Annotated in this window: 18 protein-coding genes; 11 read left to right on the top strand and 7 right to left on the bottom strand. The window is 64.7% G+C overall.

Annotated features, from left to right (window positions below; translation table 11 throughout):
• The first annotated feature begins 24 nt into the window (after positions 1-24).
• From I847_RS22180 to I847_RS0105870, 9 genes are all read left to right on the top strand, one after another.
• A complete protein-coding gene (locus I847_RS22180; RefSeq protein ID WP_231384106.1) occupies positions 25-1728 on the top strand; it encodes a cytosine permease in 1704 nt (567 codons plus the stop codon).
• On the top strand, positions 1692-2255 hold the full coding sequence (locus I847_RS22175; RefSeq protein ID WP_034609287.1) for a TetR/AcrR family transcriptional regulator: 564 nt from the start codon (positions 1692-1694) through the stop codon (positions 2253-2255). Before I847_RS22180 ends, I847_RS22175 begins: the two co-directional genes overlap by 37 nt.
• Positions 2255-2830 (top strand): TetR/AcrR family transcriptional regulator, encoded by a 576-nt coding sequence (locus I847_RS0105895; RefSeq protein WP_028048956.1) that lies wholly within the window; start codon positions 2255-2257, stop codon positions 2828-2830. Before I847_RS22175 ends, I847_RS0105895 begins: the two co-directional genes overlap by 1 nt.
• A gap of 560 nt (positions 2831-3390) precedes the next feature.
• Complete coding sequence (locus tag I847_RS0105890) at positions 3391-4443, top strand: hypothetical protein (RefSeq protein ID WP_028048955.1); 1053 nt, start codon at positions 3391-3393, stop codon at positions 4441-4443.
• 425 nt (positions 4444-4868) lie between these two features.
• Positions 4869-6050, top strand: a complete 1182-nt coding sequence (locus I847_RS0105885) for a type IV toxin-antitoxin system AbiEi family antitoxin (RefSeq protein WP_231384105.1) — start codon at positions 4869-4871, stop codon at positions 6048-6050.
• Complete coding sequence (locus I847_RS0105880) at positions 6013-6831, top strand: nucleotidyl transferase AbiEii/AbiGii toxin family protein (RefSeq protein WP_028048953.1); 819 nt, start codon at positions 6013-6015, stop codon at positions 6829-6831. The genes I847_RS0105885 and I847_RS0105880 overlap by 38 nt, the downstream gene beginning before the upstream one ends.
• A gap of 117 nt (positions 6832-6948) precedes the next feature.
• Complete coding sequence (locus tag I847_RS27535) at positions 6949-7338, top strand: hypothetical protein (protein WP_051274515.1); 390 nt, start codon at positions 6949-6951, stop codon at positions 7336-7338.
• Between the two features lie 7 nt (positions 7339-7345).
• A complete protein-coding gene (locus tag I847_RS22165) occupies positions 7346-8278 on the top strand; it encodes a hypothetical protein (protein ID WP_051274514.1) in 933 nt (310 codons plus the stop codon).
• Between the two features lie 655 nt (positions 8279-8933).
• A complete protein-coding gene (locus I847_RS0105870; RefSeq protein ID WP_155856031.1) occupies positions 8934-10457 on the top strand; it encodes an ATP-dependent endonuclease in 1524 nt (507 codons plus the stop codon).
• Between the two features lie 479 nt (positions 10458-10936).
• Here the strand turns inward: I847_RS0105870 and I847_RS26635 are convergent, their stop codons facing one another.
• The 6 genes from I847_RS26635 to I847_RS22150 all read right to left on the bottom strand — a co-directional run bounded on the left by I847_RS26635 (position 10937) and on the right by I847_RS22150 (position 19332).
• A complete protein-coding gene (locus I847_RS26635) occupies positions 10937-13048 on the bottom strand; it encodes a hypothetical protein (RefSeq protein WP_155856030.1) in 2112 nt (703 codons plus the stop codon).
• Positions 13049-13507: 459 nt separating this feature from the next.
• Positions 13508-13702 (bottom strand): hypothetical protein, encoded by a 195-nt coding sequence (locus tag I847_RS27045; protein WP_196804491.1) that lies wholly within the window; start codon positions 13700-13702, stop codon positions 13508-13510.
• Positions 13703-13736: 34 nt separating this feature from the next.
• Positions 13737-14249 carry a DNA/RNA helicase domain-containing protein gene (locus I847_RS27670; protein WP_051274513.1) on the bottom strand — a complete coding sequence of 171 codons (513 nt, stop codon included), beginning with the start codon at positions 14247-14249 and terminating at the stop codon, positions 13737-13739.
• Positions 14250-14640: 391 nt separating this feature from the next.
• Positions 14641-15600 carry a PD-(D/E)XK motif protein gene (locus I847_RS26120; protein ID WP_081680525.1) on the bottom strand — a complete coding sequence of 320 codons (960 nt, stop codon included), beginning with the start codon at positions 15598-15600 and terminating at the stop codon, positions 14641-14643.
• Positions 15597-17801 (bottom strand): Z1 domain-containing protein, encoded by a 2205-nt coding sequence (locus I847_RS22155; RefSeq protein ID WP_051274511.1) that lies wholly within the window; start codon positions 17799-17801, stop codon positions 15597-15599. The genes I847_RS26120 and I847_RS22155 overlap by 4 nt, the downstream gene beginning before the upstream one ends.
• Before the next feature lie 25 nt (positions 17802-17826).
• On the bottom strand, positions 17827-19332 hold the full coding sequence (locus I847_RS22150) for an ATP-binding protein (RefSeq protein WP_051274510.1): 1506 nt from the start codon (positions 19330-19332) through the stop codon (positions 17827-17829).
• 93 nt (positions 19333-19425) lie between these two features.
• Here I847_RS22150 and I847_RS0105830 point away from each other — a divergent pair, with 93 nt between their 5' ends.
• Together I847_RS0105830 and vsr are read left to right on the top strand one after the other, a co-directional pair.
• The gene (locus I847_RS0105830) at positions 19426-20358 is read left to right on the top strand and encodes a hypothetical protein (RefSeq protein ID WP_155856029.1); all 933 of its coding nucleotides are present in this window, start codon (positions 19426-19428) and stop codon (positions 20356-20358) included.
• Complete coding sequence (gene vsr, locus I847_RS26115; RefSeq protein WP_081680523.1) at positions 20336-20788, top strand: DNA mismatch endonuclease Vsr; 453 nt, start codon at positions 20336-20338, stop codon at positions 20786-20788. Before I847_RS0105830 ends, vsr begins: the two co-directional genes overlap by 23 nt.
• Here vsr and dcm read toward each other — a convergent pair.
• On the bottom strand, positions 20732-22099 hold the full coding sequence (dcm, locus tag I847_RS22145; protein ID WP_231384103.1) for a DNA (cytosine-5-)-methyltransferase: 1368 nt from the start codon (positions 22097-22099) through the stop codon (positions 20732-20734). The two genes, vsr and dcm, sit on opposite strands and share 57 nt — an antisense overlap.
• Positions 22100-22152 lie beyond the last annotated feature (53 nt).

Raw genomic sequence — 22152 nt, 5'->3', positions numbered from 1 at the left:
TCGCGCAGGGTGGAGGTGGAATGGGTGGATCGAGCGGATGACGCGCGCGCAGCCGCCGAGGACAGTCTTGAGGACTATGCCTTCCGCTTCGTGCCCCGCTCGTTCCGACGCTGGAGCGCCCTGGCCGTCGGGGGCACCGCGCTCGGGTCCATCGCCTTCCTCGCGGACTTCTCCATCGGGGCGAGCGTCGGGCTGGCGCACGGGACGACGAACGCTGTGCTGAGCATCGCGCTGGCGTCCGTCATCATCTTCGCGGTCGGGTTACCGGTGGCGTTCTACGCTGCGCGGTACAACCTCGACCTCGACCTGATCGCGCGCGGATCCGGCTTCGGGTACTACGGGTCGATCATCACCACCATCATCTTCGGCTGCTTCACCTGCATCTTCTTCGCCCTCGAGGGCGCGATCATGGCGCAGGGTCTGCAAGCAGCCATCGGATTGCCGCTGCCTGCCGGCTACGTCGTCTCGACGGTCGTCGTGATCCCCATCGTCGTCTACGGCATGCGGGCGCTCGAGCGACTGCACTTCTGGACGACCCCGCTCTGGCTCGCGCTGGCGCTCCTGCCGCTGGTCTGGATCGTGGTGACGCAGCCAGGAACGGTGAACATGTTCCTGGAGTTCTCGGGCGAGTCGGGCGGGGCCGTCACCTTCCGTGCGGTCGTCGCTGGCGCCTCGGTGTGCTTCGCCCTCACCCCGCAGCTCGCCGAGCAGATCGACTACATCCGGGTCATGCCTCCACGCACGGCTGCCAACCGACGATCCTGGTGGGCGGCGTTCCTGTTCAGCGGCCCCGGCTGGGTCGTGTTCAGCGGCACGAAGCAGGTGATCGGGGTGTTCCTCGCGGCCTACCTGGTCGTCAAGATCGATCCCACGATCGGCGACGGGGCGGTGCAGCCGGTCCAGCAGTTCCTCGGCGTGTACGAGTCACTGTTCCCGGACTGGCTCGCCCTGGTGCTCGTCATCGTCCTGATCGTCGTCGCGCAGGTCAAGATCAACGTGACGAACGCCTATTCGGGTTCCCTGGCCTGGTCGAACGTCTACAGCCGGGTGCGCAAGCGCTATCCCGGCCGATCGGTCTTCGTGGCCTTCAACCTGCTCATCGCCCTCGCGCTCATGGTCATGGACGTGTTCAGCCTCATGTCGTTCGTCCTGAGCCTGTACGCGAACGTGGTGATGGCCTGGCTGGTGACCATCTCGGCCGACATCGTGATCAACAAGTACGTGCTGAAGATCTCCCCTCGCTTCCCGGAGTTCCGCAGGGGGATGCTGCACAGCTGGAACCCGGTCGGGCTCACCTCGGTCGCCCTCGCGTCGGCGCTCTCGCTGGTGTGCTTCTTCGGGCTGCTCGGCCCGGGGATGCAGCCCTACTCGGTGCTCATCGCGATCGGCGTCGCCGTCGTGGTCACGCCTCTCATGGCGATCCTCACCCGCGGCCGGTACTACTTGCGGCGCCGCAGCGACGGCATCCCGACGCCGATCCTGGACGAGGACGGCAACCCGTCCGCGGAGCGGCTGCGCTGCCATGTCACCGGCTACCGTTTCGAGCGACCGGATATGCTGGCGTCCACGCCAGGCCCGAACGGTGAGATCCAGTACGTCTCCTCGCTCGCACTGACGCTCGACAGATCCGGCCGCTACCTCCTTCCGCCGGATCCCGACCCGGTCTCCGGTGCCGAGGGGAAGGACTCGTGGTGGAAGAACCGGTCGACACCCCGGGTGCGATCCTGACGAGTGCCGTCGCACTCCTTCGCGAGCGCACCTTCGAGGACATCACCTATCTCGATCTCGCTGAGGCCACCGCCGTCTCCGAACGGACGATCTACCGCCGCTTCCCGACCCGGTCGCACCTGCTGGAGGCACTGGCCCGCTGGATCGAGGCCGAACGGTTCCCACTGGCGGAGTTCGGCACACCGGAGCAGTTCCGCGATGCCGTGCGCGACCGTTTCCGCCGCTACTGCGCCGAGCCGGCCTACGCGTTCGTCGCCGCCCGCGGGGCCGCGCTGTCGCCCACGACGGAAGCGTCCGCATCGCCGCTCACCGCCACCATCGTGCGCATGCTCGATGAGGCCGCACCCACGCTGAATCGTCGCGACAAGCAGCGCATCGCCGCGGCCGCGCGCTACTTCGCCTCCCCGATCTTCTGGGCCCGGATGCGCGCCGGGTTCGACATGAACGCCGACGAGACGTTCGACGCCTTCGATCGCGCCCTCTCCCAGGTGCTCGCGACGACGCCGGAACTGAGCTGGGCGACCTAGTGCTCGAGTCGGACCCCGTCGCTGAGCTCACCTCGACCCAGAAGGCGATCCTCACGGCGTACTCCGAGCTGATCGACGAGGTCGGCACCGACGACGTCTCCTTCCGGCTCATCGCCGCGCGCGCGGGAATCGGGGAGCGAACGGTCTTCCGGTACTACGCGACACGGGTCGACCTCCTGCTGGCCACCTCCGCGTGGATCGAGGGCACGATCTTCGCCCGGCAGGATTCGGAGTCGATCTTCGACGTGCCCCTCGCGATCCGCGAGGCCATGGAGGCGTACGACCGGCGCCCGGAGCTGGCCCATGTCGTCGCCGAGACGGCGATGCGGGGCGTCAACGGGTCAGAGCCCGCACCGCAACGGCACCGGTTCGACGCGTTGCTGCGCAACGAGGTGCCCTCGCTGGACGCGCCCGAGCGACGCCAGCTCGTCGCCGCCCTGTGCCACCTCGACTCGTCGACGACGTGGGTGACCATGCGACGCGAGCTCGGCATGAGCGGACGGGACATTGCCGACGCAGCCATGTGGACCGCCGAGGCCCTCCTCGACCCGATCCGCGACCGCACTGCTCGGTGATCGACCGGGGATCGCCGGGGCAGGGGCGCCGTCGGCGGCAGCCTGCGGGCGGCCAACCGCATCGTGCCTTCGGACCGAGCCAGTCACGGTTGATCCAGAGTGTCAACGACACCGCCGCGAAGAGAGCCGACGCCGACCTCAAGATCGCGTTCGCGCGGCGCAGGTCCCGGTTCTCTCGCTCGCACTCGGCCAGGCACTGCCCATCGCTGGTCATTTTCCCGGCCGTTCACAGGCATCCGGATCGCCCGCTCCCGAAGCCCGTCGCGGTACTCCTCGGCGCTCCCCATGACAGTCATCCATAGCGGGGAATGAGCCTCCATCAGGATCGGGGCGAGACAGTACCGAGTGGAGTACCTCGCGATCAGCCGACGGACGAAGCGGCGGAGCTCGGGAGGCTTTGTGTCTGCGGCGTATTCGTCGATCGCCAGGGTGCAGCTCGCGGCCCGGGTTGGCGCAGTGTGCTGGACGCTTCGCCAGCCCGCTGGCACGATGCGACGATGCGATCAGGTCGATCAGGGCGATCAGGTCGACCAGGTCGACCAGCTGAGGAGTAGCAGCCGATGAGCGCTCTGCCGCCTGACGTCGTGCCCGGCTCCATGCTCGCGCGGTACTGGGACGCGCCGGTCAGCAGGCTTGTCGAACCACCGACTCATCAGATCTCGGTTGATGAGGCGGAGCGTCTCACGATCGCCTCGCTGGTCGTCATGGCGTTGATCGACGGGTACTGGAACGGCAATAAGTCTGGCGCCTTGGGGCGGTACCCCTGGCGCGAGAACCAGCGGGTCGAAGACGGCAGGTACGCGGGCGACGCGCTCGGCGACCGCTACCTGGGCCACAACATCGCCTGTATCGCGGTGGATGAGAACGGATCGATCCTCGACTTCGAGTTCAACCATAACGAAATCTTCAACAGCTCCGCCGAGCATGCCGAGGCTCGCCTCATCCGACGCCTGTTCTTGCTGAACCAGAGCTACAACGATTGGCAACGGTTCGACGCCGAGCAGGCTGAGTTCGTGAAGTACGGAAACACGATGAACGGTGTGACCATTTACACGAGCTTGGAGTCGTGCGCACAGTGTTCCGGGATGATGACTCTCGCGGCATGCGGGCGTGTGGTGTACCTGCAGACTGATCCAGGTCAGTACCGCGTGGGCAACATCTTGTACAACCTCTCGAAGCCTCCTCCCGCGTCCACGACTCACCCGACGGTCGTCGCTCGACCGCATCCCGCTCCCAAGTACTGGGCGCCGGAGCCTATGGCAGCCGCAGCGTTTGGGTTCGGGCCGATGGAGGAGCTCGACCGCGCCTACCTGGCGTTCGTGGCCGGGGTGCAGTCGGACCCGACATCGCGATACTTCTTCGAGTCACCTGGCGGCAAGAGGGACCAGTCGAGCAGCATCACGTCCTTCCTGTGCACCGACGCAGCCCGTGCCGTCTACTCGCGCGCGGCGTCGGCGCTCGCCTCGCTGAGCCTTGCCCAACCGGACTATCGACCGCCGCGGTCGGACGGCCAGAGGGAAGGGGTGCGGTCGAACGGCGAGATGCTCGACCATGCGCGCAGGTTCGTCAGGCACGCCCTCGTCGAGGCCCGGCGCGGAACACCGCATCACTGACAACCCGCAAGGGAACAGACAGCGCCGGGTCACACGTCGAAGCCGGCAGATGCGTGCCCCTTGCGCGGCCGCAGGTCGATGTTCCCGCGGAACATAGTCCGTTCAACGGTGTGGCTGGTAACCCGTCTGGACCCGTCGACCACATTCGTCGGCTGGCGCATGAGTACTCGGTAGAGCCCGCTGGCGCGGACTGCATCGCGACGCGGGCGCTCACGGATGCTCGCCAAAATAGCCACCCGAGTCAACGGATGGCCATTCCTGGTCAGCAAGACCAACGTTTCCGCAGGTCAGAGCAGTAGTGGAGGTGTCGGGAATCGAAAGCGATTCCGCCAGTCCCGACGGGCGATCGCGAACGTCTGATCTGCACGTGTGCGATCGCGGATCCGTCGGTCAACGCGACCGTGCGGCGTGCGTCCACAGCAAGGTTGTACTCGTCGTCACGACGACTCCCGGAGCGCGACGAGCGTCCGTGCGCAGGATCCAAGGGTGGCACCGCGCCGACGCTCCACTGGTCTACAGGGGTTGCACGATCAAGCCCTTGCGTTCATTATTGGGCCATGTTCATTCAGGATGAACACGATGAGAACCTGAACACGGTGATCGCCGACGTTACCCAGGCTCTCCGCGACGTCGGCGTGAGAGTCACGCTCACACCGGCCGAGCCTCAGACCTCGATCGCCGACTTTCGCCTCAGCCTCGACACCGGCGCGCGCGGTCGGGTCGAGTACCCGACGGTGCTGAAGACGGGTCGCTTGGACCGCCGTGTCGCAACGGCCATCGCTCTGCCGCCAGAACGCCCCCTGCTGCTCATCGCACCGTACATCTCCGACTCGGTCGCCGAGATCCTGACCGCTCGCGGCGTCGACCATGCCGATGCCGCCGGCAACATGAGGCTCGCGTGGGACGGCATGCTCGTCGACGTTCGTGGTCGCCGCCCCAGGACGGCCACGACCGCGCGACCTCGCGACGCGACCGCGGCACGAGCGTTCACGCGCACCGGCACCATGGTCGTCTTCGCTCTGCTCGCCTGGCCGGAGCTCGCGGCGAAACCGGTGCGCGAGATCGCGACCGTCAGCGGCGCGGCCGTCGGCACAGTGCATACCGTGATGCTCGAGCTCACTACTGCTGGGTACCTGCGCGACGGTTCGGCCGGCCGGAGCTTGAACCGTGCCGGCGAGCTCCTCGACCGATGGGCCGAGGCCTACACCATCAACCTCGCGCGACGCCTTCCGATCGCATCGTTCACCCTGGACGAACCCGACCGACTCGCCGAGTTGGAGGTCGACCTGGAAGCCGAGGGCGCGCAACTGGGTGGCGAGCGCGCCGCGAGCAGGATCGACCCCCACCTGTATCCGACGAGCGCGACGTTCTATCTAGGCGGAGTCCCGGCTTCGCTGGTCGCGCGATACAAGATGCGCCGCGACGACGACGCCGGGTCGATCCATCTGCGCCGGCGCTTCTGGCGTCGCCCGCAGGACACGAGTCCGCTCGTTCCCTCACCGCTCATCTACGCCGATCTGGTGTCGTCGGGCGATCCGCGACAACGCGAGCATGCAGAGAGGATCCGCCGTGTCGACGATCGACTTGTCGAGCTCGACCGACTCTAGGATCGCGGTCGCCGGCCAGGTGCTGGCGATGCTGCAAGAGACCGCTGGCAGCCACTCCGTCCCGCTGATGGTGATCGGTGCGACGGCGCGCGACATCCTGTCCGTCGCGATCGCTGGCACTCCCCCGGCCCGGGCCACTGCGGATGTCGACATCGCGGTCGCAGTTCCGTCCTGGCAGGCCTTCGAGGCACTGACGTCAGACCTGGAACGCGTCGGCCGGCGCCGGCACACATTTCTCGTCTCGGGCACGCACGTTGACGTCGTCCCGTTCGGCGACCTCGAGACGAGCGGACGCGTGATCGACTGGGGCGACGGCAGCGCAATGAACACGCTCGGTCTGCGCGAAGCGCACGCCGCGAGCCTTCCGGCGTTGCTCCCGGGTGGCACGACGGTGCGGGTCCCCTCTGTCGCGGGGCTTGTGACGTTGAAGCTCATCGCGTGGTCGGACCGGCGACTCGAGACCCGACGCGACGCGGTCGATCTGCAGACGATCATCGGATGGACCACGACCGGCGCACTGCTCGACGACCTCTACGCGACCGGCGTCGCGCTGCTCGAGGCCTACGAGTTCGATCCTGACCTTGCAGCGGCGCACCGCCTCGGTCACGAGATGTTCGAGCTCCTCGGCTCCGCGGCTCCACAGGTGCTCGCACTCGTGGACGACGACAACCTCGCGCGACTGGCTGCGGACATGCCGACCTCGGTCGTCGACCCGGCACCCGCGCTCCGCGCGCTGCGCACCGGACTCAGCGGTCGACCGACGCCGGACATCACCAGCTAAATTCACGTCTTGTTGCCGAACCAATACCGCGCGCGTGTCCCCCAGACCTACCCGCGCAGTCGCGAGCGCGTTCGCTTGACCTCATTCTCGTCAGCGGCGCGCCGGTAGCCTGCCTCGGTGACGGATTCCGACGAGCACGAGCTGCGCCGCTGTTTCGAGGCCGTGACCGGCGGCCAGGACCTGGACGGCCTGCGCGATCTGGGGTCCGTCGACGATCGGGAAACCCTGCGCCGCGCGCCGCTGGACGACAGCCGGATCCTGCGTGTCCGCGTGGAGCTGATCAACACCGAGACGCCGATAGTGCGCACGCTGGACCTTCGCTCGGACACCACGTTGGCGACGGTGCACCTCGCGCTGCAGGCCGCCTTCGGATGGTCCGACTCGCACCTGTACCGGTTCGCGCTGGGAGGGGGCCCGTTCGACCCGCGCAGCGAACTGTTCCTGTGCCCGGAAGACGTCGAGGAGGGGCGAGGACGAGGGGACGCCAACCGATGCCGTCCGCGTTGATGAGGTCTTGCAGACTCCGGGCGACACCCTGCGGTACGTGTACGACTACGGCGACTCGTGGAACCTTGAGCTCCGCCTCACCCACGTGCTCGAGGCGCCCACCGGAGCACGGCCCGCGGTCTGCGTCGACGGCGAAGGCTCCATGCCGGGCGAGGACGGCTCGATGCCGACCGTGTTCAACCTCGGCGAGGTCAACCGGGCACTCGATGACCCGGTCCTGCACCTGCCGGACCTCGGCTTCACCGCAGAAATCGTGGCTCTCGCAACCCGTCTACGCGGCACACCGCAGTTCGTCGCCCTGCTCGCCGACTCACCCCGGCCGCAGACCCCGAACACCGACCAGATCACCGCTGCAACGAGCGCCATCCGCTGGTTCCTCGACCGTGCCCGCGGCGGCGGCATCCCCCTGACCGCCGCGGGATACCTCAAGCCAGACGACGTCGCGGCCGCCAGCCTGGTGCTCCCGGCGATGCGCAGCTGGATCGGCAAGAACAACCGCGAGGTCCTCGCCGTCCCCGTGCTGGAGTTTCGGACGTGGCTGCAATCTGCCGGCCTGCTGCGCAAGTACCGCGGGCGACTGCTTCTCACCCGTCTCGGCGCAGCTGCACAGCGCGATCCCACCGCGCTTTGGGCTGCCCTCGCCGCCAAGCTGGTACCCGCCCACGGCTTCGCCCAAGAGGCCACACTCGTGACCCTCGCCCACATCGCCGCAACCAGCGGGCGCGCGGTCCCCTACGACCAGATCGCCTCGACGCTCGCCGACCTCGGATGGCGCCAGAGGGACCGCTCGGCGCCGGACTGGCACTCGCTCGTCCGACTCGGCGCCCTGGCGCTTCTGCGGTCCCTGGATAAGCCAGCCGACGAGCCACGCTCGCCCGCCGAGTTCGGACCGATGGCCACGGCACTTGCTCAAGCGACGCTACGGCGCACTCCGGTCTGACCGGCCCGACCCACCAGGGATGTCGATGGCGCTGAGGTCCACGACCTTGGCGAGCTCAGGGTTGCACTCAAGCGAGTCGCTTGGCGGCCGCCCCGTTGACGGCGCGTTGACGGAGCCATTGACGGCGTCAACCATTAGCACGTTCGTAACGTGCATTTGCCCAGGTCAGAGGCGCGCGATACGTGGAGGTGGCGGGAATCGAAGGCGATAAGGCCGCTGTCGACGCCAACTCCTGCGGGCCTGATCTGCAGATTTGCGACGAGCTATGCGACGCCGGCGAGCGATCTGCGGCCGCTTCGTTGACATCGTCAACGCGAGGCGACCGGGAGGAGCAGCATCGAACGTCAGCCCTCCAACCCGGCGGCCCTGGCGCGCAGTCGAATCGCGCACATGGGGCCGACCTCCATAGCACGCCGAGCCGCATCCTCTCGATCGCAGCCCTGCGTTAGGGCTCGAGACATCGGAGCCGGGCGGCCTCGGCCCTCAACGCCCGCTAGCCACGTCCAAATAGAGCCCGTGTGGCGACCATGACTTGGATCAGACGGGACGAAGCCGAGGCCGAACAGGCGCGGCACCGCAGTACGGGTGAACCGATGTACGACGCCGCGACGACGACAACCGTCTCGCAACGTGCTGAGTCGGTAAGTTCACCTACGTGGATTCATCACTCGCCGGTCCGCGCCCGGGCTCCCCGGTCGCACTCGGCCTCCCCACATCGGTGCGAGGCGCCTGGCGTCGCCTTACAACCGTCCGGACGCCATTCTCGCTAGTCAGCGTTGAGATCCGCGGCTCTGATCTGTTTGCTGACCAGCTGATCGAAGTCCCACCGACGCTCGCCGTCGTGGGACGTCATGGCAGTGGAAAGAGCGCGTTCTTGACGCTGCTCCGATCAGCACTCGGTGGGTGGGAGGGCAACAATCTGAGGCCGGAGGTGCGTCCACGGCAAGGAGATCGGTTCGGGTTGCGGGGCTCGGTGGCCCTCACCTTCATTGTGGACGGCCGCGAACAGACGCGCACGATCGATCTCGAGTCTCCGTGGGAGTCGAAGCAGGAAGCTTGGTCCGAACTTGGCGATGCACGCCCGCGACCGTGGCTCATGAGTTCATTGTCGGCCTTTTCGGAGTACGTCTTCTTGAACCAGGACTGGGATTTCTATCACGAGAATAGAACCGCCGTGAAACTCCGAGACCACACCGCCGATGATCTTCGGGGCCTGCGCCGAGTGCTTGGGAAGCAGTACGAGAGCCTGTCGACGTACTACTTCGATCCCGATGATGACGCCGGGGAATGTCCGCTCATGCGAGGCACGCTAGACGGCGCGGAGATCACCAATGCTGACATGAGCCACGGAGAGTTGTGGGCTCATTACATGCTCAGCTACGCGTTGCGCTTTGAGCAGACGGGTCCGGTATTGCTCGATGAACCGGAGACACTGATAGCTTCCGCCAATCATCGGGCATTGGCCGATGAGTTGTCCCGGCTTGCCGTACGGCAGCAAGTTCAACTGATTGTCGCGACGCACTCGCCCGACATTATCGGGCGCTTCGGAGCTGAGAACCTCCTGCTCATGACCAGGTCAAGTGACGGCTTTATTCTGGAGCCCCCGTCGAGCCTGGAAGTCGCGTACGATTACCTGGCGGTTCCTCGCTCTATCCAATCTATTGTCCTCGTCGAGGACGCGTTGGCCGCCCGGTTGGTGGCCGAGCTTGCGAGCCTGCTCGGCTGGCGTTGGCCCTCAACGTGCGAGGTGGTCGCTGTCGGCGATGCGGCAGCCGTGAAGTTCATGGCGGATCGCCTAGGGCCGGGCCTGAGAGGTATGGAGTGCCTCGGTGTCGTTGATGGCGACCAGCGCTTGTCGCTGTCCGCCCCTCATGCTTGGATCGCCTGTCTACCTGGTACGCGCGGGCCCGAGGACGAACTCTTGGCGGCCGCCAGACAGAGGCCAGCGTCCGTGGCGTCTCGCCTCGATAGAAGTGCAGGTGAGGTGCGAATTGGGCTCGATTCGGTGTCCGCTCTGGATCATCAATACCTCCTGCAGGCACTCGCGCGAACACTCAACGCCTCCGAACACGCGCTGCTCCGTGCACTGTGCGAGTGCTGGCTCGAGGACGAGGACATCGCGGTGCAGGCAAGCGAACTAATGACACGTATCGACCGACATGTGCGAGAGGATCGCTAGACAGAAGTGAGCGGCTGGAGCGGCGCGCTGTGGCAAAGACAGCTCACACCATCGCGGGTCACGGATGGGCGCTCCGGCCAACAGGACAAGGCATTTTACATGTCCGAGCAGTGACAGTGGCGAGAATCGAAAGCGATCCGGCTTGTCTTGACAGCACCTCGCGGTCGCCTCATCTGGAGGTTTGCTCCGGCACCTCGCACGCCACCGGCCGATCTGGAGCGGTTTCGTTGACACGGTCAACAGCGCGGGTCAGAACCGAGCTCTGCCGTTCGGCCAACCCGCTTGAGAAGCGATCCGCGTTTGGCAGCGAGCGAATCCGACGCGACCGAACGACCTCTCGGGTCGGCCGTCACCAACCACGCAGCCAAACTACCGACCGAGAAACCCGTCATTCAAACACGGGCGGCGCGGCGCTCCAACCGATCTCTGGACCAGCCCGAGATGCGCCCACCTAGAGCACCGCAACTCAGGCATAGCCATCACGACTCACAATCGTGCAGGAACGTTAATACTGACACTCCCGGCTCACCAGATTGCAGATCCCGCAGCCCGAAACCGTGTTGGCCCAGCGCCGCGAGGTCAAGATAGAACCACCCTCCTTGACGGCTCACCAGATTCCCCGTCATCAAATGATTGAGAATGCGGAGTCGATGCGGATTGTCCTTGACGATCTTCCCTTCGAGCTTCGCCGCTATAACGGAGAGTCCACCCTTAGTGCTTGATCGGAACGCCGTTAGGATTGTTCGTAGGTCGAGGTACCGCTGAAAGGGAATCGCGCTCTCGTGGATCTGGAGCGTCCCTTGGAATGAACGGAGTCGCGGAGGCGGCTCGGCCGTAAAAACACGCAGATCCGTCGGGCCGGCTTCAATCTTCGACAGGTAGTTCGCGGTAATCGACTCGGCCGCTAGAGCGGCCCCGTTGGTTAGCCCTCGGTCGGTCTCAACCCGAAGCGTTTCCGCCTCTATCGTAATCTCGTCCGCCAGAACGATAACCTGGGGACCCAACATTAGGTGCTTCCCAGAGTCACCCAGAATGACGCCTTGGTCGGTTACAATAGTCGCCCGCTTGAGCGGGCGGCGGATCTGAAAGGCGCCCGACAAGTCGACCACCTCAAATTCGAGCTCCGCCGGCTCGTTGTGGGCGACCTGCGATTCCCGCCGACAAGCCAGCGTAGCCTCGGCTCCCGTGACCCAGAAGGTGACCTCGCTTTCGCTAGATCGGACCAGATCTGCCTCCTGGTTCCAGGACGAAATAACGTGCTCCACGAGCATCTCGTTGATGGCCACAATGCCACCGGGCCCGTCGGCTAAGAAGCGAGCAAAGAACGGGCCGACCCTCTGAATGCCGCGCTCAGGCGAAGTGGACAACGCCGCTCGTATTTCGAGCGAGCGACATGCAACAGACGTCACGTAATCACCAAAAACCACGCTAGCGAATCGCTTCGAACTGACGAATGGGTGGTCTGGCAGGAATGTGCGAACAGCCTCCTCATAGGCCACTCGAACTCCGTTCGGTAATCCCGCGGGTAGCGACATCGCGAGTTCCTCACCGGTGACGAGACCGATGAGCCTCGCGCATTGTTCGGTGGACGTGTACATCGAGGACGCCACGATTTCGACATCTTCGTTGGCCGGCAGAAGCGCCTGGAGCTTTGGCTGCATGTGTTCGCTGAACTTGCGCTGCTCCCGCCTTGAGATGTTTTCAATTATCTCGCGCAGAAGGTTGCTCTGATCCTGTGCCGCCAGGTGCGGATTTTCCGCGGATGGATTTGTCACGGCCAAGGCTTCAGCCATTGCGATAAGTACCGGGGTATACCCGAGAAAATCCCTTACCCGATCCCAGTCACGAACGATCTCCACATCGGACGTCCGGAGCAGCACCGTCGCAATCTGCCTGAAGCGACTGTCTCGTAGTCGCTCGAATGGTCCAGGCGATGCAAATGGCACGTTATACTCTGGCCGGCCGGTCTCAGAGGACCTCTGGGCCATGTACGCGCGAAGAAATTCCAGTGCGCCAGTTCTGTCAAAGAAGTCAAGCCTGACGTGTGCCACCGGAACGTTGGCATCTAGGAAGGCGAGCCGAACAAGTTCGGCAGTGTCAGAACGTGACAAGAGAACAACACTAGGCTTGCGGGTGCTATCCGGCACGGACGCCCCCGACACCTTCCATACATTGTCGAGGAACGCAAGAAAGTTTTCGGTCCCCGCCCTGAAGTGAGCTTCATCGAGGGAGTCAATGACGACCCCAGCGTCCCCAGTGGCAACCTCCGAAATAAATGTACTGGTGAACCCAAGGGCGTCCTGAATCAGCCCGGAGAGCGAGTACGAACCGACTTGTGCTCGTTCGGCTCGAACGAGCGGCCAGTTCAGCTTCTCGGCGATTGCCAGGCCCGCGGCCGACTTGCCGACTGCGCCCGCCGCCTCTACGAGCACGACTGAAGCGCCGGCCGGCCAGTCGACTGAAGTAATCGTGGGATACACGTAGCCCTCGACCGCTTTCGGAGACACGTCAAACGCGTCCGCGAGCGCTGCGGCAGGCGATAGCGGACTCGGCATTGCCGGTAGTTGCGCGAGGAAGGCCTCAAATCGCACGTGCACGACTCCTTCTGACCGGGACATTCACCCCAACCTAGCGCAATGAAGCGGTCCTGGTGAGCGGTCTAGGGGCGATTGGCCCCACGATCGCCCACACCACCACTGCACTGAGCCGGCGAGTTCGGGTCAAGAGTCCAATCGTCACCTATGCCGTTGCTTTCGAAAGCAATCTCGTTCTCCGCCAGCGGGCGCGCGTCCGCGGAGACAACGGCGCGTCCGACGAACCCGCCCGCTCCCGAGCGCCAGAAGTAGATGACGTCCAGCCCGGATCGCTCGGCTGGTGCGCATGTCTCAAGGCACATGCTCCTGGCGATGTCCCAGTGGTGCTCGAAATCCCCGCTAATGGGCAGTGCCCAACTCGTCACGACACGCCTCGTCCCATCCGGGTGGGTCGGAGGCATGTCCGGAAGGGGAAGCCTGTCGCACCGCAGCTATCTAGTTGCGAAAGCGTGCAATCTATTGCGCGGCGCCCGTCAGCTCACGCAACTTCGCGCGAGTCTCCGGGTCGGTCGAATACAGGATGGTGCCGACCATGCCCCAAGTGAGCAAGACCTTGTAGACGTGCCGAAGCAGGCGATCGAACGTCGCGTCGTCCACCGTCTTGATCGAGCGGAAGTCGGGATCGGGTTGAACTCGCGCCGGGCGACCCACCGGTCAGTCCGCCACACCAGATCGGGCCCGATGATTACGCCGTTACGAGTACTCGAACCCCTGGGCCGTGTAGACGCAGCCGACCTGGTCGAAGCCCCCCTTCGCCGGTGGCCCACAGAGCGGAGGGCGGAGCGCCGCCGACCGACCTCTCGCCCCGGAGATTCCAGGGCTTCTGCCAGTCGCCGATGACCACATCTGGGACGAGCGTGCCGTCCGAACGTGGGTCACTCCACGGCCAGCAGTAAGCCGCCGTAATGCGCGCATCTTGTCCTCGGGCGATCTCCTCGACGAGTCCCGCCTCGAGATCGGCAGCGGTATCGGCGACTTCAACCGTGAAGGCCTCCTCATTGCGCCAGCCGATCGGCCCATCGCCCCGAAGTCCCAACAGCCTCAAGACCCAGTCGAGGTACGCCTCGCTCCCGCCAGCTCTGTACTGCGCATGCAAGTCGATCTGCTTCACGGAGAGATTGCGGGCGGCGGCGTGCGCCTCGATCTCTGCGACCGAGACCATCTCGCCCGGTCGCACGGAGCGCCACCGACCGCCCATGTCCCGGTGTCAGACGCGAAGCGCAGGGAAAGTAGTCGAGAGGATTCGGACGAGTTCGCGGGCTCGATCCTCGTCTAGTTGCAGGGATTGGCTGATCGTCCCCGTGTCCTGTCGGTCCGCGGAACCGTACGTGTCGAGTTGGACCACGACGGCGCCGTCGCGCTTAGTCAAGTGCCAACTGCACTCTGTAGTCCTGTGCACTCGCCGTGCTTCCCGCGCATCGAGGTGAAAGAACCGAGTGACGTATGCCATGAAACTCTCCTGTTGCATCGAAGCGTAGAACAACGGGTGGGAACCTGCGCGCATGATTACCTCGTTCGCCAGGCATGCTCATCGTGGCAAGCACCTCGAGGGGCGAGGGTAGCAATTCCTGACGATTAGCGTCGAACCATCAAAAAGGGATCGCAACCCGTAACTCCAACGGAGGCGTGTTCTCGCAGTCGACACGGAGCCGAACCGATTCGATGGCGGGATCGAGCTCTTCGCGCACTCTGGGCACGTCTTCCGCACGGAATAGCCGCAGAGACTTCACCGCTTGTGCTCTGTCCCACCTCAACACGGACGTCCCCTGCAGCCAATCGTCGCCGAGGGTCTCGGCAACAAGTTGCCAGACCTTCAGAACGAGATCAACGCGCGTCGTGATGTGCAGCTGCAACTCCTCGACGAGCTCGCCGAGGCTGGTGCCGGCAGCCGTGGCAGTCGAAATGATGCTGACGACCCGAGTATCGGCGCCGTCGACCGGCAACAACTGGTCGAGATTGAAGTCGTGAGATCGCCGTGCGCCTTCAGTTGTCTTGACTTCAATGCGCGCCGCAGGTACCGCGAAGTCAAACCGCTCATCGATCTCAACGTGCCACGCCTCGACCATGGCCGGAACGTTCGACGAAGTCAGGATCGTTACGAGCTCACCCCAAAGGCCAAGAACACTTCCACGGCGGCCGGCGCGCGGTTCGAAGAGCCGGACGACGTGACGAAGGGCCGTTCGAACGGAGCCTGGCGCCGGAGCGTCGCCAATGAGATCCACGACGGTCGCAGCAATACCGCAGAAGGCAGGAACTAGATCGTCTGAGAGGCCGCGCAGTTCGACCAGACCAACGGTCTCCGCGAACTCCACCGTCCCAGCCGACTCGATCGTGATCGACGCACGCGGGTGCACGGTCAGCCGCCGCAGACGGACCGGTGCGCCGACTCCGTCCTCCACCTCCGGTGGAGTGAGCAGTACAACCGACCCATCCGGACCGCGCCCAACGCGAAAGCCGGGTGCGTTCGCCACGACCTCCACGTCGTACCCGTCGCCCAAAGGCAGTACGACGCCGCTCAGAGTCTCTGCAATGTCGCGAGCTGTCGTCATTTTGAGGGCTCCACGAGTGCGCCCCCTGCCAGGTGACGCGGAACCCACACGGCGAGCCCACGGAGGTCCGGCGCGACGAGCTCCTTCGTCTGCTTATCGATCGCATTCACGTTGTAGATTTGCAGCGTCAGGCGTTCGGGCTCCCGAAAGGCCGAATCTCCGACGAATCCGTCTCCTCGGTCCCCGGGCCTGTGCCCCTCCTGCAGATTGAGCACGAGGCCCTCGTCCTGTGACAATAAGCTGCGTTCACGCGCGGTTCCCGCGCGCATCCAAATAACGTCCACCATCTCACCGGGAGCATCGTCCAGCCTGGCGCTCAATACCAGGAGGAGTTGATTGAGCGCTGCCCTATCGATCGGATGTGCCGCCCACGACGCTAAGAAACGGTCCAGGACGTGCACAAGCGGTGCCGTCGCCACCTTGTGCCGGTTTGTAGATCTCGTATCGGCAGAGTGCTCGATCCACCCAAGGCCGCCCTCGGTTACCAACCGACTAACCAACTGGCGATTTCCCTCGGTTTCAGTCGCGCCCAAGTGGGCAATCCGCTCGAATCGCATCCATTTCTCGCCCGGGACACGCGAATGTAGGTAAGGCAGACCGACCACGGCGCGCCGGCACGGCTTCAGTTCAGGAGCAAGGAGCATCTTGCGCTTCCAGCCCTTTAGGCCTTTCCCCTCCTTCTCCAGGCCTGCCAGCTCCTTGCGGAGGTAGCGCTCGTGCTCGACGTAACGGCTGAATGCGAGTTCCGTCTCCGGAGCGAGCCATGCCCGGCAGAACTCGGCATAGGGCCGCTTGTAGCCAAAGAAGCGAGCGCGCTGCTGTATGGTGTCGGCGTTCCCCACGCCGGTTCCCCGGGGCATGTACGTGACTGAGAGCCCCTCCACGGTGAAGCCGCGGTCGAGCTTGTTGCCGCCGACCAAAACCCACGCGGGCGACGAGCCCCATTGGATTCCCTCTTCCTCGGGCACCTCGCTGTTGACGACGCGCACCTGCACCTTCAGCAGATAGTAAGGAAGGGACCGGATGACCTCTTCAAGCGGGATGACAGGCGCGCCAGCAAGAGCCAAGGCGCGCCAGGCCGGTTCAATGATCTCCGTGACGAGCTCGGCGCGGTCCGGGCCCGGCTCGCCCAATGTTAGGCGCCAAGCGTCCAGGGCCCCGGTCACCCACTGCCGATATCGGTTGTGCAGGTCCTTCGTGTGCGAGGGATGCACCAGCATCGCGAGTTGGCGCTTTCCCTGCTGTGAGACGACGCCGACCAGGAAGGTGGCCAGCGCGTCCAGCAAAGATGAAGGTGGTGCCTGTGTGTCAAGATCTATCGCAGCGAGAGTCTCCGACTCCGGAATCGGCTCAACGAATGACGCACGGTGTTCCACGAAGAAGTACTCGCCACCGGTATAGTCGCCGCCGGCGTCCAGGACCCTCACGAAGTCAGGCGACAGGGTGTCGGCGAGATTGAGGAGGAGCGGGGCCTGGGGCGTCGCCGTGTACATGAGGTATGTATGGGCGGGCAACGACCGCCTCATCCGCATGATCGCGGCGTAGGTCGCCGTCGGGTCATCCGCACTCGCCGCGTTCAAGCCCGCTTGGTCCGCTTCGTCATCCACTATCAGCACGGGCGACTTCGCAGTCAGAATTCCCTGCTGAACCATGTGATGGATCGCAGTTGTGACGGCGTCGAGCCGCGTTGCGTTCTTCATCACGGTGATGACCACGGTTTGGCGAAAGGCCTCTGGAACCCCAATCGCTACCGAGGTGGCAACCGCCTTCGCGACGGACTCCGCATCTTGGCCGCCAGCCTTCGGGTTCTCGACCAGCAACCACGGCGACATGCCGCCCTCCCGCTCGACCTCAAGGTCTTTGCGAAGTCGACGGGACGTCTGGCGATGAAGGTTCGTCTTGGTCCCCGCGAGCAGCACGACGAGTGCGTACCCGTTGTCGCGTGCCAGGGCGGTCACGGTGGTGAACGAAAGGGTCTTTCCGCTCTGTACGTAGCCGATGACGAGTCCCGTGCGGCTGCCGGCAGCAGTCGGAGGTAGGCACGACGCCAACACGCCGACGGACTGGTCCTCGACGCGATCGCGCGACTCGTCGTCGAGTTTCGCCGAGACTAGGAGCCGACTCGTCTCTGGCCCGATTGACGGCGACCAGAGCCAACCCGGTGCACCCGGATCGCTCACAACCTGGACATGCTCGACCACGTGACCTCCTCGTTGAAACGGGCCGTCATACGGGCTGAGCCGCCAGAACCCGCACGAGAGCGTTCACAGCCTGCGTGACGTAGTTCGGGAACTTCGCGCCTCTGGACCTAGCGACTTCCTGGGCTATGCCGATAGCCACCGCGACGCGCCAGACCGGTTCCAGTTCCTGTGCTGGCATTTCGCAAAACGCCCTCATGAACGGGTGAGCTGAGTTCACCTTCACGGAGACGCGTGGTGCAACAGACTCCGCGGCGCGGAGCACCGTGAGCCACTCCTGAACCGCCGGCTCGTCCACCAGTTCAAGATCTGCTGTCCAGGTGACGCCATCGTGAACGAGTTCGAGGCTGCGATTGACGAGCGCCGGCACCCTTACATCGCCCAGGTCCACGTCGAGCGTTGAGTCTGGCGAGGGCCAAGCCGCGTCGGCCGAGAACCAGAGGTCTCCAATGTCACCGGCATCACGGAGCAGTTGCGACGTACGGTCGGCAACGGCGTCGAGTTGAGCCCGGGGTGCCTCCTCCGGCTTGCGGGCGCGATACCCCTGCGCCTGCTTCAGAATTGGCATCGGCTCTGTCTCGAGAAGCCGCTTCAGAGCCTCGATGACGTCGTCCTCTTCGTCGAACCAGACGAGATTGTCCTTTGTATACGTGACTGCGAAGTCACTCATATCCAACTCACCGAACAGGCGCTGCGACTCGAACGAGTTCCCCGAGCCGAAAATTGCGCTGGGCTTGTAGAGATCCTCGCCCGCTCCAGTAACGACCTTCCCGCGGTAGAGAAGCGCCAGACCGACCTCTCGTTGCCGGCCAGTCTCTCTGATCGCGACCCACCCGGTGACGCGGCGCCCCGACTCGAGGGCGACTTCGACGTCCTTTATCCACTTGACCGAATCGCCGTCGGGAGACGCGAAGTACGGAGCGACGAGGACGGGATGCTCCTCGAACTCGAGCGGCACACCGTTGTACGTGATGACTACGTCTCCGCTCCGAAGGAAGGTGCGGTAAATGCTTGCTAGGTGCTCCTTGATCTTGCCGATGGTGCGACCACGCGGTACACGGTGCAGGTCCCACAGGCGAAGTTCGGTCCAGTGGTCAGAGGTGCTCGCGACTGTCTCGTGGACGACTAGCTCTTCCGTGCCCTCCGCCAGGATCGCAGGTACGTCGAACTGGACTTCCCGTTCGAGCGGTTCACCTAGTGCGGAGGTTCGAAGGGACCACCTTCGGGCGAACCAGCACGACGCCGCCTTCATGCCCACACCGAACTGTGAAAGTCCCGTCGCGTCGCTCGGCGGCTCCGCCACCTGGAAGGCTCGTCCCCAGTCCTTTCCAGCGATTCCGGCGGCGTTGTCGCGAATCGTGATCAGTCCACCGTCCGACGGATCGACGGTGATGTGGATCTGGAGCCGATAGCCCGGCCCGTCGACCTCCCGGAGGCGCAGCCGGTTGCTGATCCAACTCTGCAGGCTGTTGTCGACCAATTCACCGATCGCGTACCACTCGCGATACCGCATGTGGGGGAAGAGCCCGAGCATGCGCACACCAGGGCGGATGCTGACGTTGTCTGACACTCGTGCCTCTCTGACCTCGCTAGACCACGCTTATCCTTCCCTATCGGCACGAGATCCGTGCGACTGACACATGATCCGAGGAAGTTGCTCGACCGCGAACTGGTTGAGAGCTTCAGTGCATGGCCCGGGAGGATGCGTTTGGACGGGAACTCGGTGTCCGTTAGCGAATCCGTCGACCAGCTGCGGGCGCGTGTGGAGTCGCTTATGCTCGCTCCCCCATCGGACCCAGCCGCGCACGGCGACGCTCTGACGACTCACCAGGTGAGCGAGTTACTGGGTGTTGATCGCACGGCGGTGACCGAGACTTGGCGCGCGATCGCCGCCGACCACGTCCCACGCGCCCTGCGGATCGGCTGGCCCTCGGCGCTCGCGACGGCTCTTGATGCCCTCGAGGGCATCGGAACGCTACGCGAAGTCGCTTCTGCCTGCGGCAGTGCGGTGGGCGCGGGGAATCGCGCCTACGAACTGACGAGAGTCACCCTCGAAACATCGCTAGCCGACGGCATTGCGTGGAGGCGATCAGGTGTAACTGTGCTGGTCAGCGCGCGACGCAGCGCTGCGGACCCGTACGAGTTCATGGAACATGCGAGTGAGTTGCGCCACGTGGTCTCAGGTCTGGTTGCGCACGGCGAAGTCGTCAGCATCAGTCGCCTCGAGGGTGCCGTGGCAATCTCGCCAGAGCTCAAGTCACTTGGCGTGGTAAGCGGTAGCCGCCTGGCGGACCTCGCTGCGGCGCAGATCCCGTACGTTCTTACCAACCGACGGAGCGATCTCTACCTCTCTCACTTGAAGCCGATGTACGCACTGGCAGCTGTCGCCGACACCCTCCCCCTGCGGGAGGTCACTGTTGACGAGTTGCAGCGACGGGTACGAGGTCGGTTCCCTGGGGCACTCCCCCTACCGAGTGGCACCGCGCTAGACGAAGCCGTCCTGAGCGGCACTGGCCGCACGTGGGGCATCGGCGGGTATGGGTTCCGCGATGAAGGGTGAGGAGCCGTCTCGCGTGAGGCCGACTGAGCGCGTCAGCCGACGCTTCTCAGTGCAGCGCCGGACGGGAACCGAGCCCGAGTTGCTGTTGCGGCGCGAATTGCACCGTCGGGGGCGCCGGTTTCGCGTCCATTATCTAATCCCAGGAGTTCCTCGACGACGGGCCGACCTGGTCTTCACACGCTGGCGGGTCGCCGTTTTTGTCGACGGCTGCTTCTGGCACGCATGCGCAGAACACGGCGTCAAGCCCAACACCAACAGCGACTGGTGGCAATGGAAACTCGACAACACCCGCGCCCGCGACCGGGACACCGACCAGCGACTCAGCGCGTTGGGCTGGACGGCTGTGCGCGTCTGGGAACACGAAGCCCCGGCGTCAGCCGCCGACCGGATCGAGAACCTGTTGAACCAATTGGCCCTCGGTCGCGTGTAGTGGCTTCGGTACGAGAGGCGCGACCGGCGAGTTGGCAATGGCGTCCACAAGCGCATGCCCCAGCGGGAGATCCTCGAGGTCTGCACGGTCCCGTAGCACGTGTTCGCGCAGCACAAAGTAAACGGCCCCAACGTTCACCGCATTGCCCAGTTGCTTGTAGGTCAGGGCCTCACGTTGGTCGCCAAAGTCGAACCAATCAGGAAAGCCCTGCAAGCGCGCGGCTTCCCGAGGAGTCATCCGTCGCCCCCAGGGACCGACGACGGGCGTCTGTGCCATCGCTACGAGCGCCGGGGCGTAGGACAACTTCTTGGCCCGAATACCGGACGGGCGTAAGTGCAGGAGGCACGAACGCAAGTCTCGCGGTGCGTCCTGTGCTTGCCACTCTAGTTTTTGACGACTCGCTGGAAACGACCGCAGTTCAGGGTTGGACTTGAGCCAGGCAACGATCGCACGTCGATTCGCCTTGTAGAACGCGATGTTCTTTGCTTCGAAAGCCTGCTTCCAGTCCGGTGCCGTCGCGTCTACGACGGCTTCATCCCCCCAGAAGGAGCTCCATAGCGGGAATCCGGGGAGCTTGACATCACGCGTGCGATGCAGGAAGTCGTTCCACACGCGGATCCAGTCCCGCTCCTCACGGCTCAGTAGGTAGCGGTCTCGGTTCGCGATCGCGTGCTCGGGCTCGAGCACGTCGCGCTGCAGGTCCCAGCGGTCAGGTGTCCAGTCATCAACGCGCGTGCGCGGCGTCACGATAGGTTCGATCGAAGTCTCGTTCCAAGCCCGTTCGCGGCCGACGAACGTTCCCATGATGTACACGCGTTCTCGAACCTGCGGTGCGCCTCCCCGGTCTGGCGGGAGGAGGTGCGGGCTGAATACAGCGGGGACGCTGGGCACCCTGTAGCCAGCGTCCCGCAGGCCGCTTACCACCGCCTTCCACACCTCGCCCTGTCGCGGGCCTGCGATATTGCGAACGTTCTCGAGCATCACCACTGGCGGCTTGTGCACCTCGAGAATTCGCAAGACTTCGTTGACCATGCGGCCTCGGAGCTCCGACATCCCGCGCTGATGCCCCGACTTGCTGAACGGTTGACACGGGAATCCCCCTGCCAAGACCGCGTGCTCGGGCACTAGGCGCTGGGGATCGGCGGCCAGCAGCGTCACGTCACCCGCGGGTGCCAAACCCCAGTTCCGCGTGTACGTCGCGGCCGGTGCGCTGTCGACCTCTGAAGCCAGGACGGCGTGCCCTCCCGCGGCGCTTAGCGCTGCGTGGAAACCGCCGATCCCGGCGAAGAGGTCAACGAAGGTGAATGTCACGACGTCAGGGTAGATGGTGGCTCGGACAGAGTCGGTCAACACTCCCGGCGGTG

Source organism: Cellulomonas sp. URHD0024, assembly GCF_000426185.1.
Taxonomy (GTDB): Bacteria; Actinomycetota; Actinomycetes; order Actinomycetales; family Cellulomonadaceae; genus Cellulomonas.
The sequence above is the reverse complement of the archived record's forward strand: the minus strand, read 5'-3'. Positions and strand labels throughout refer to the sequence as shown.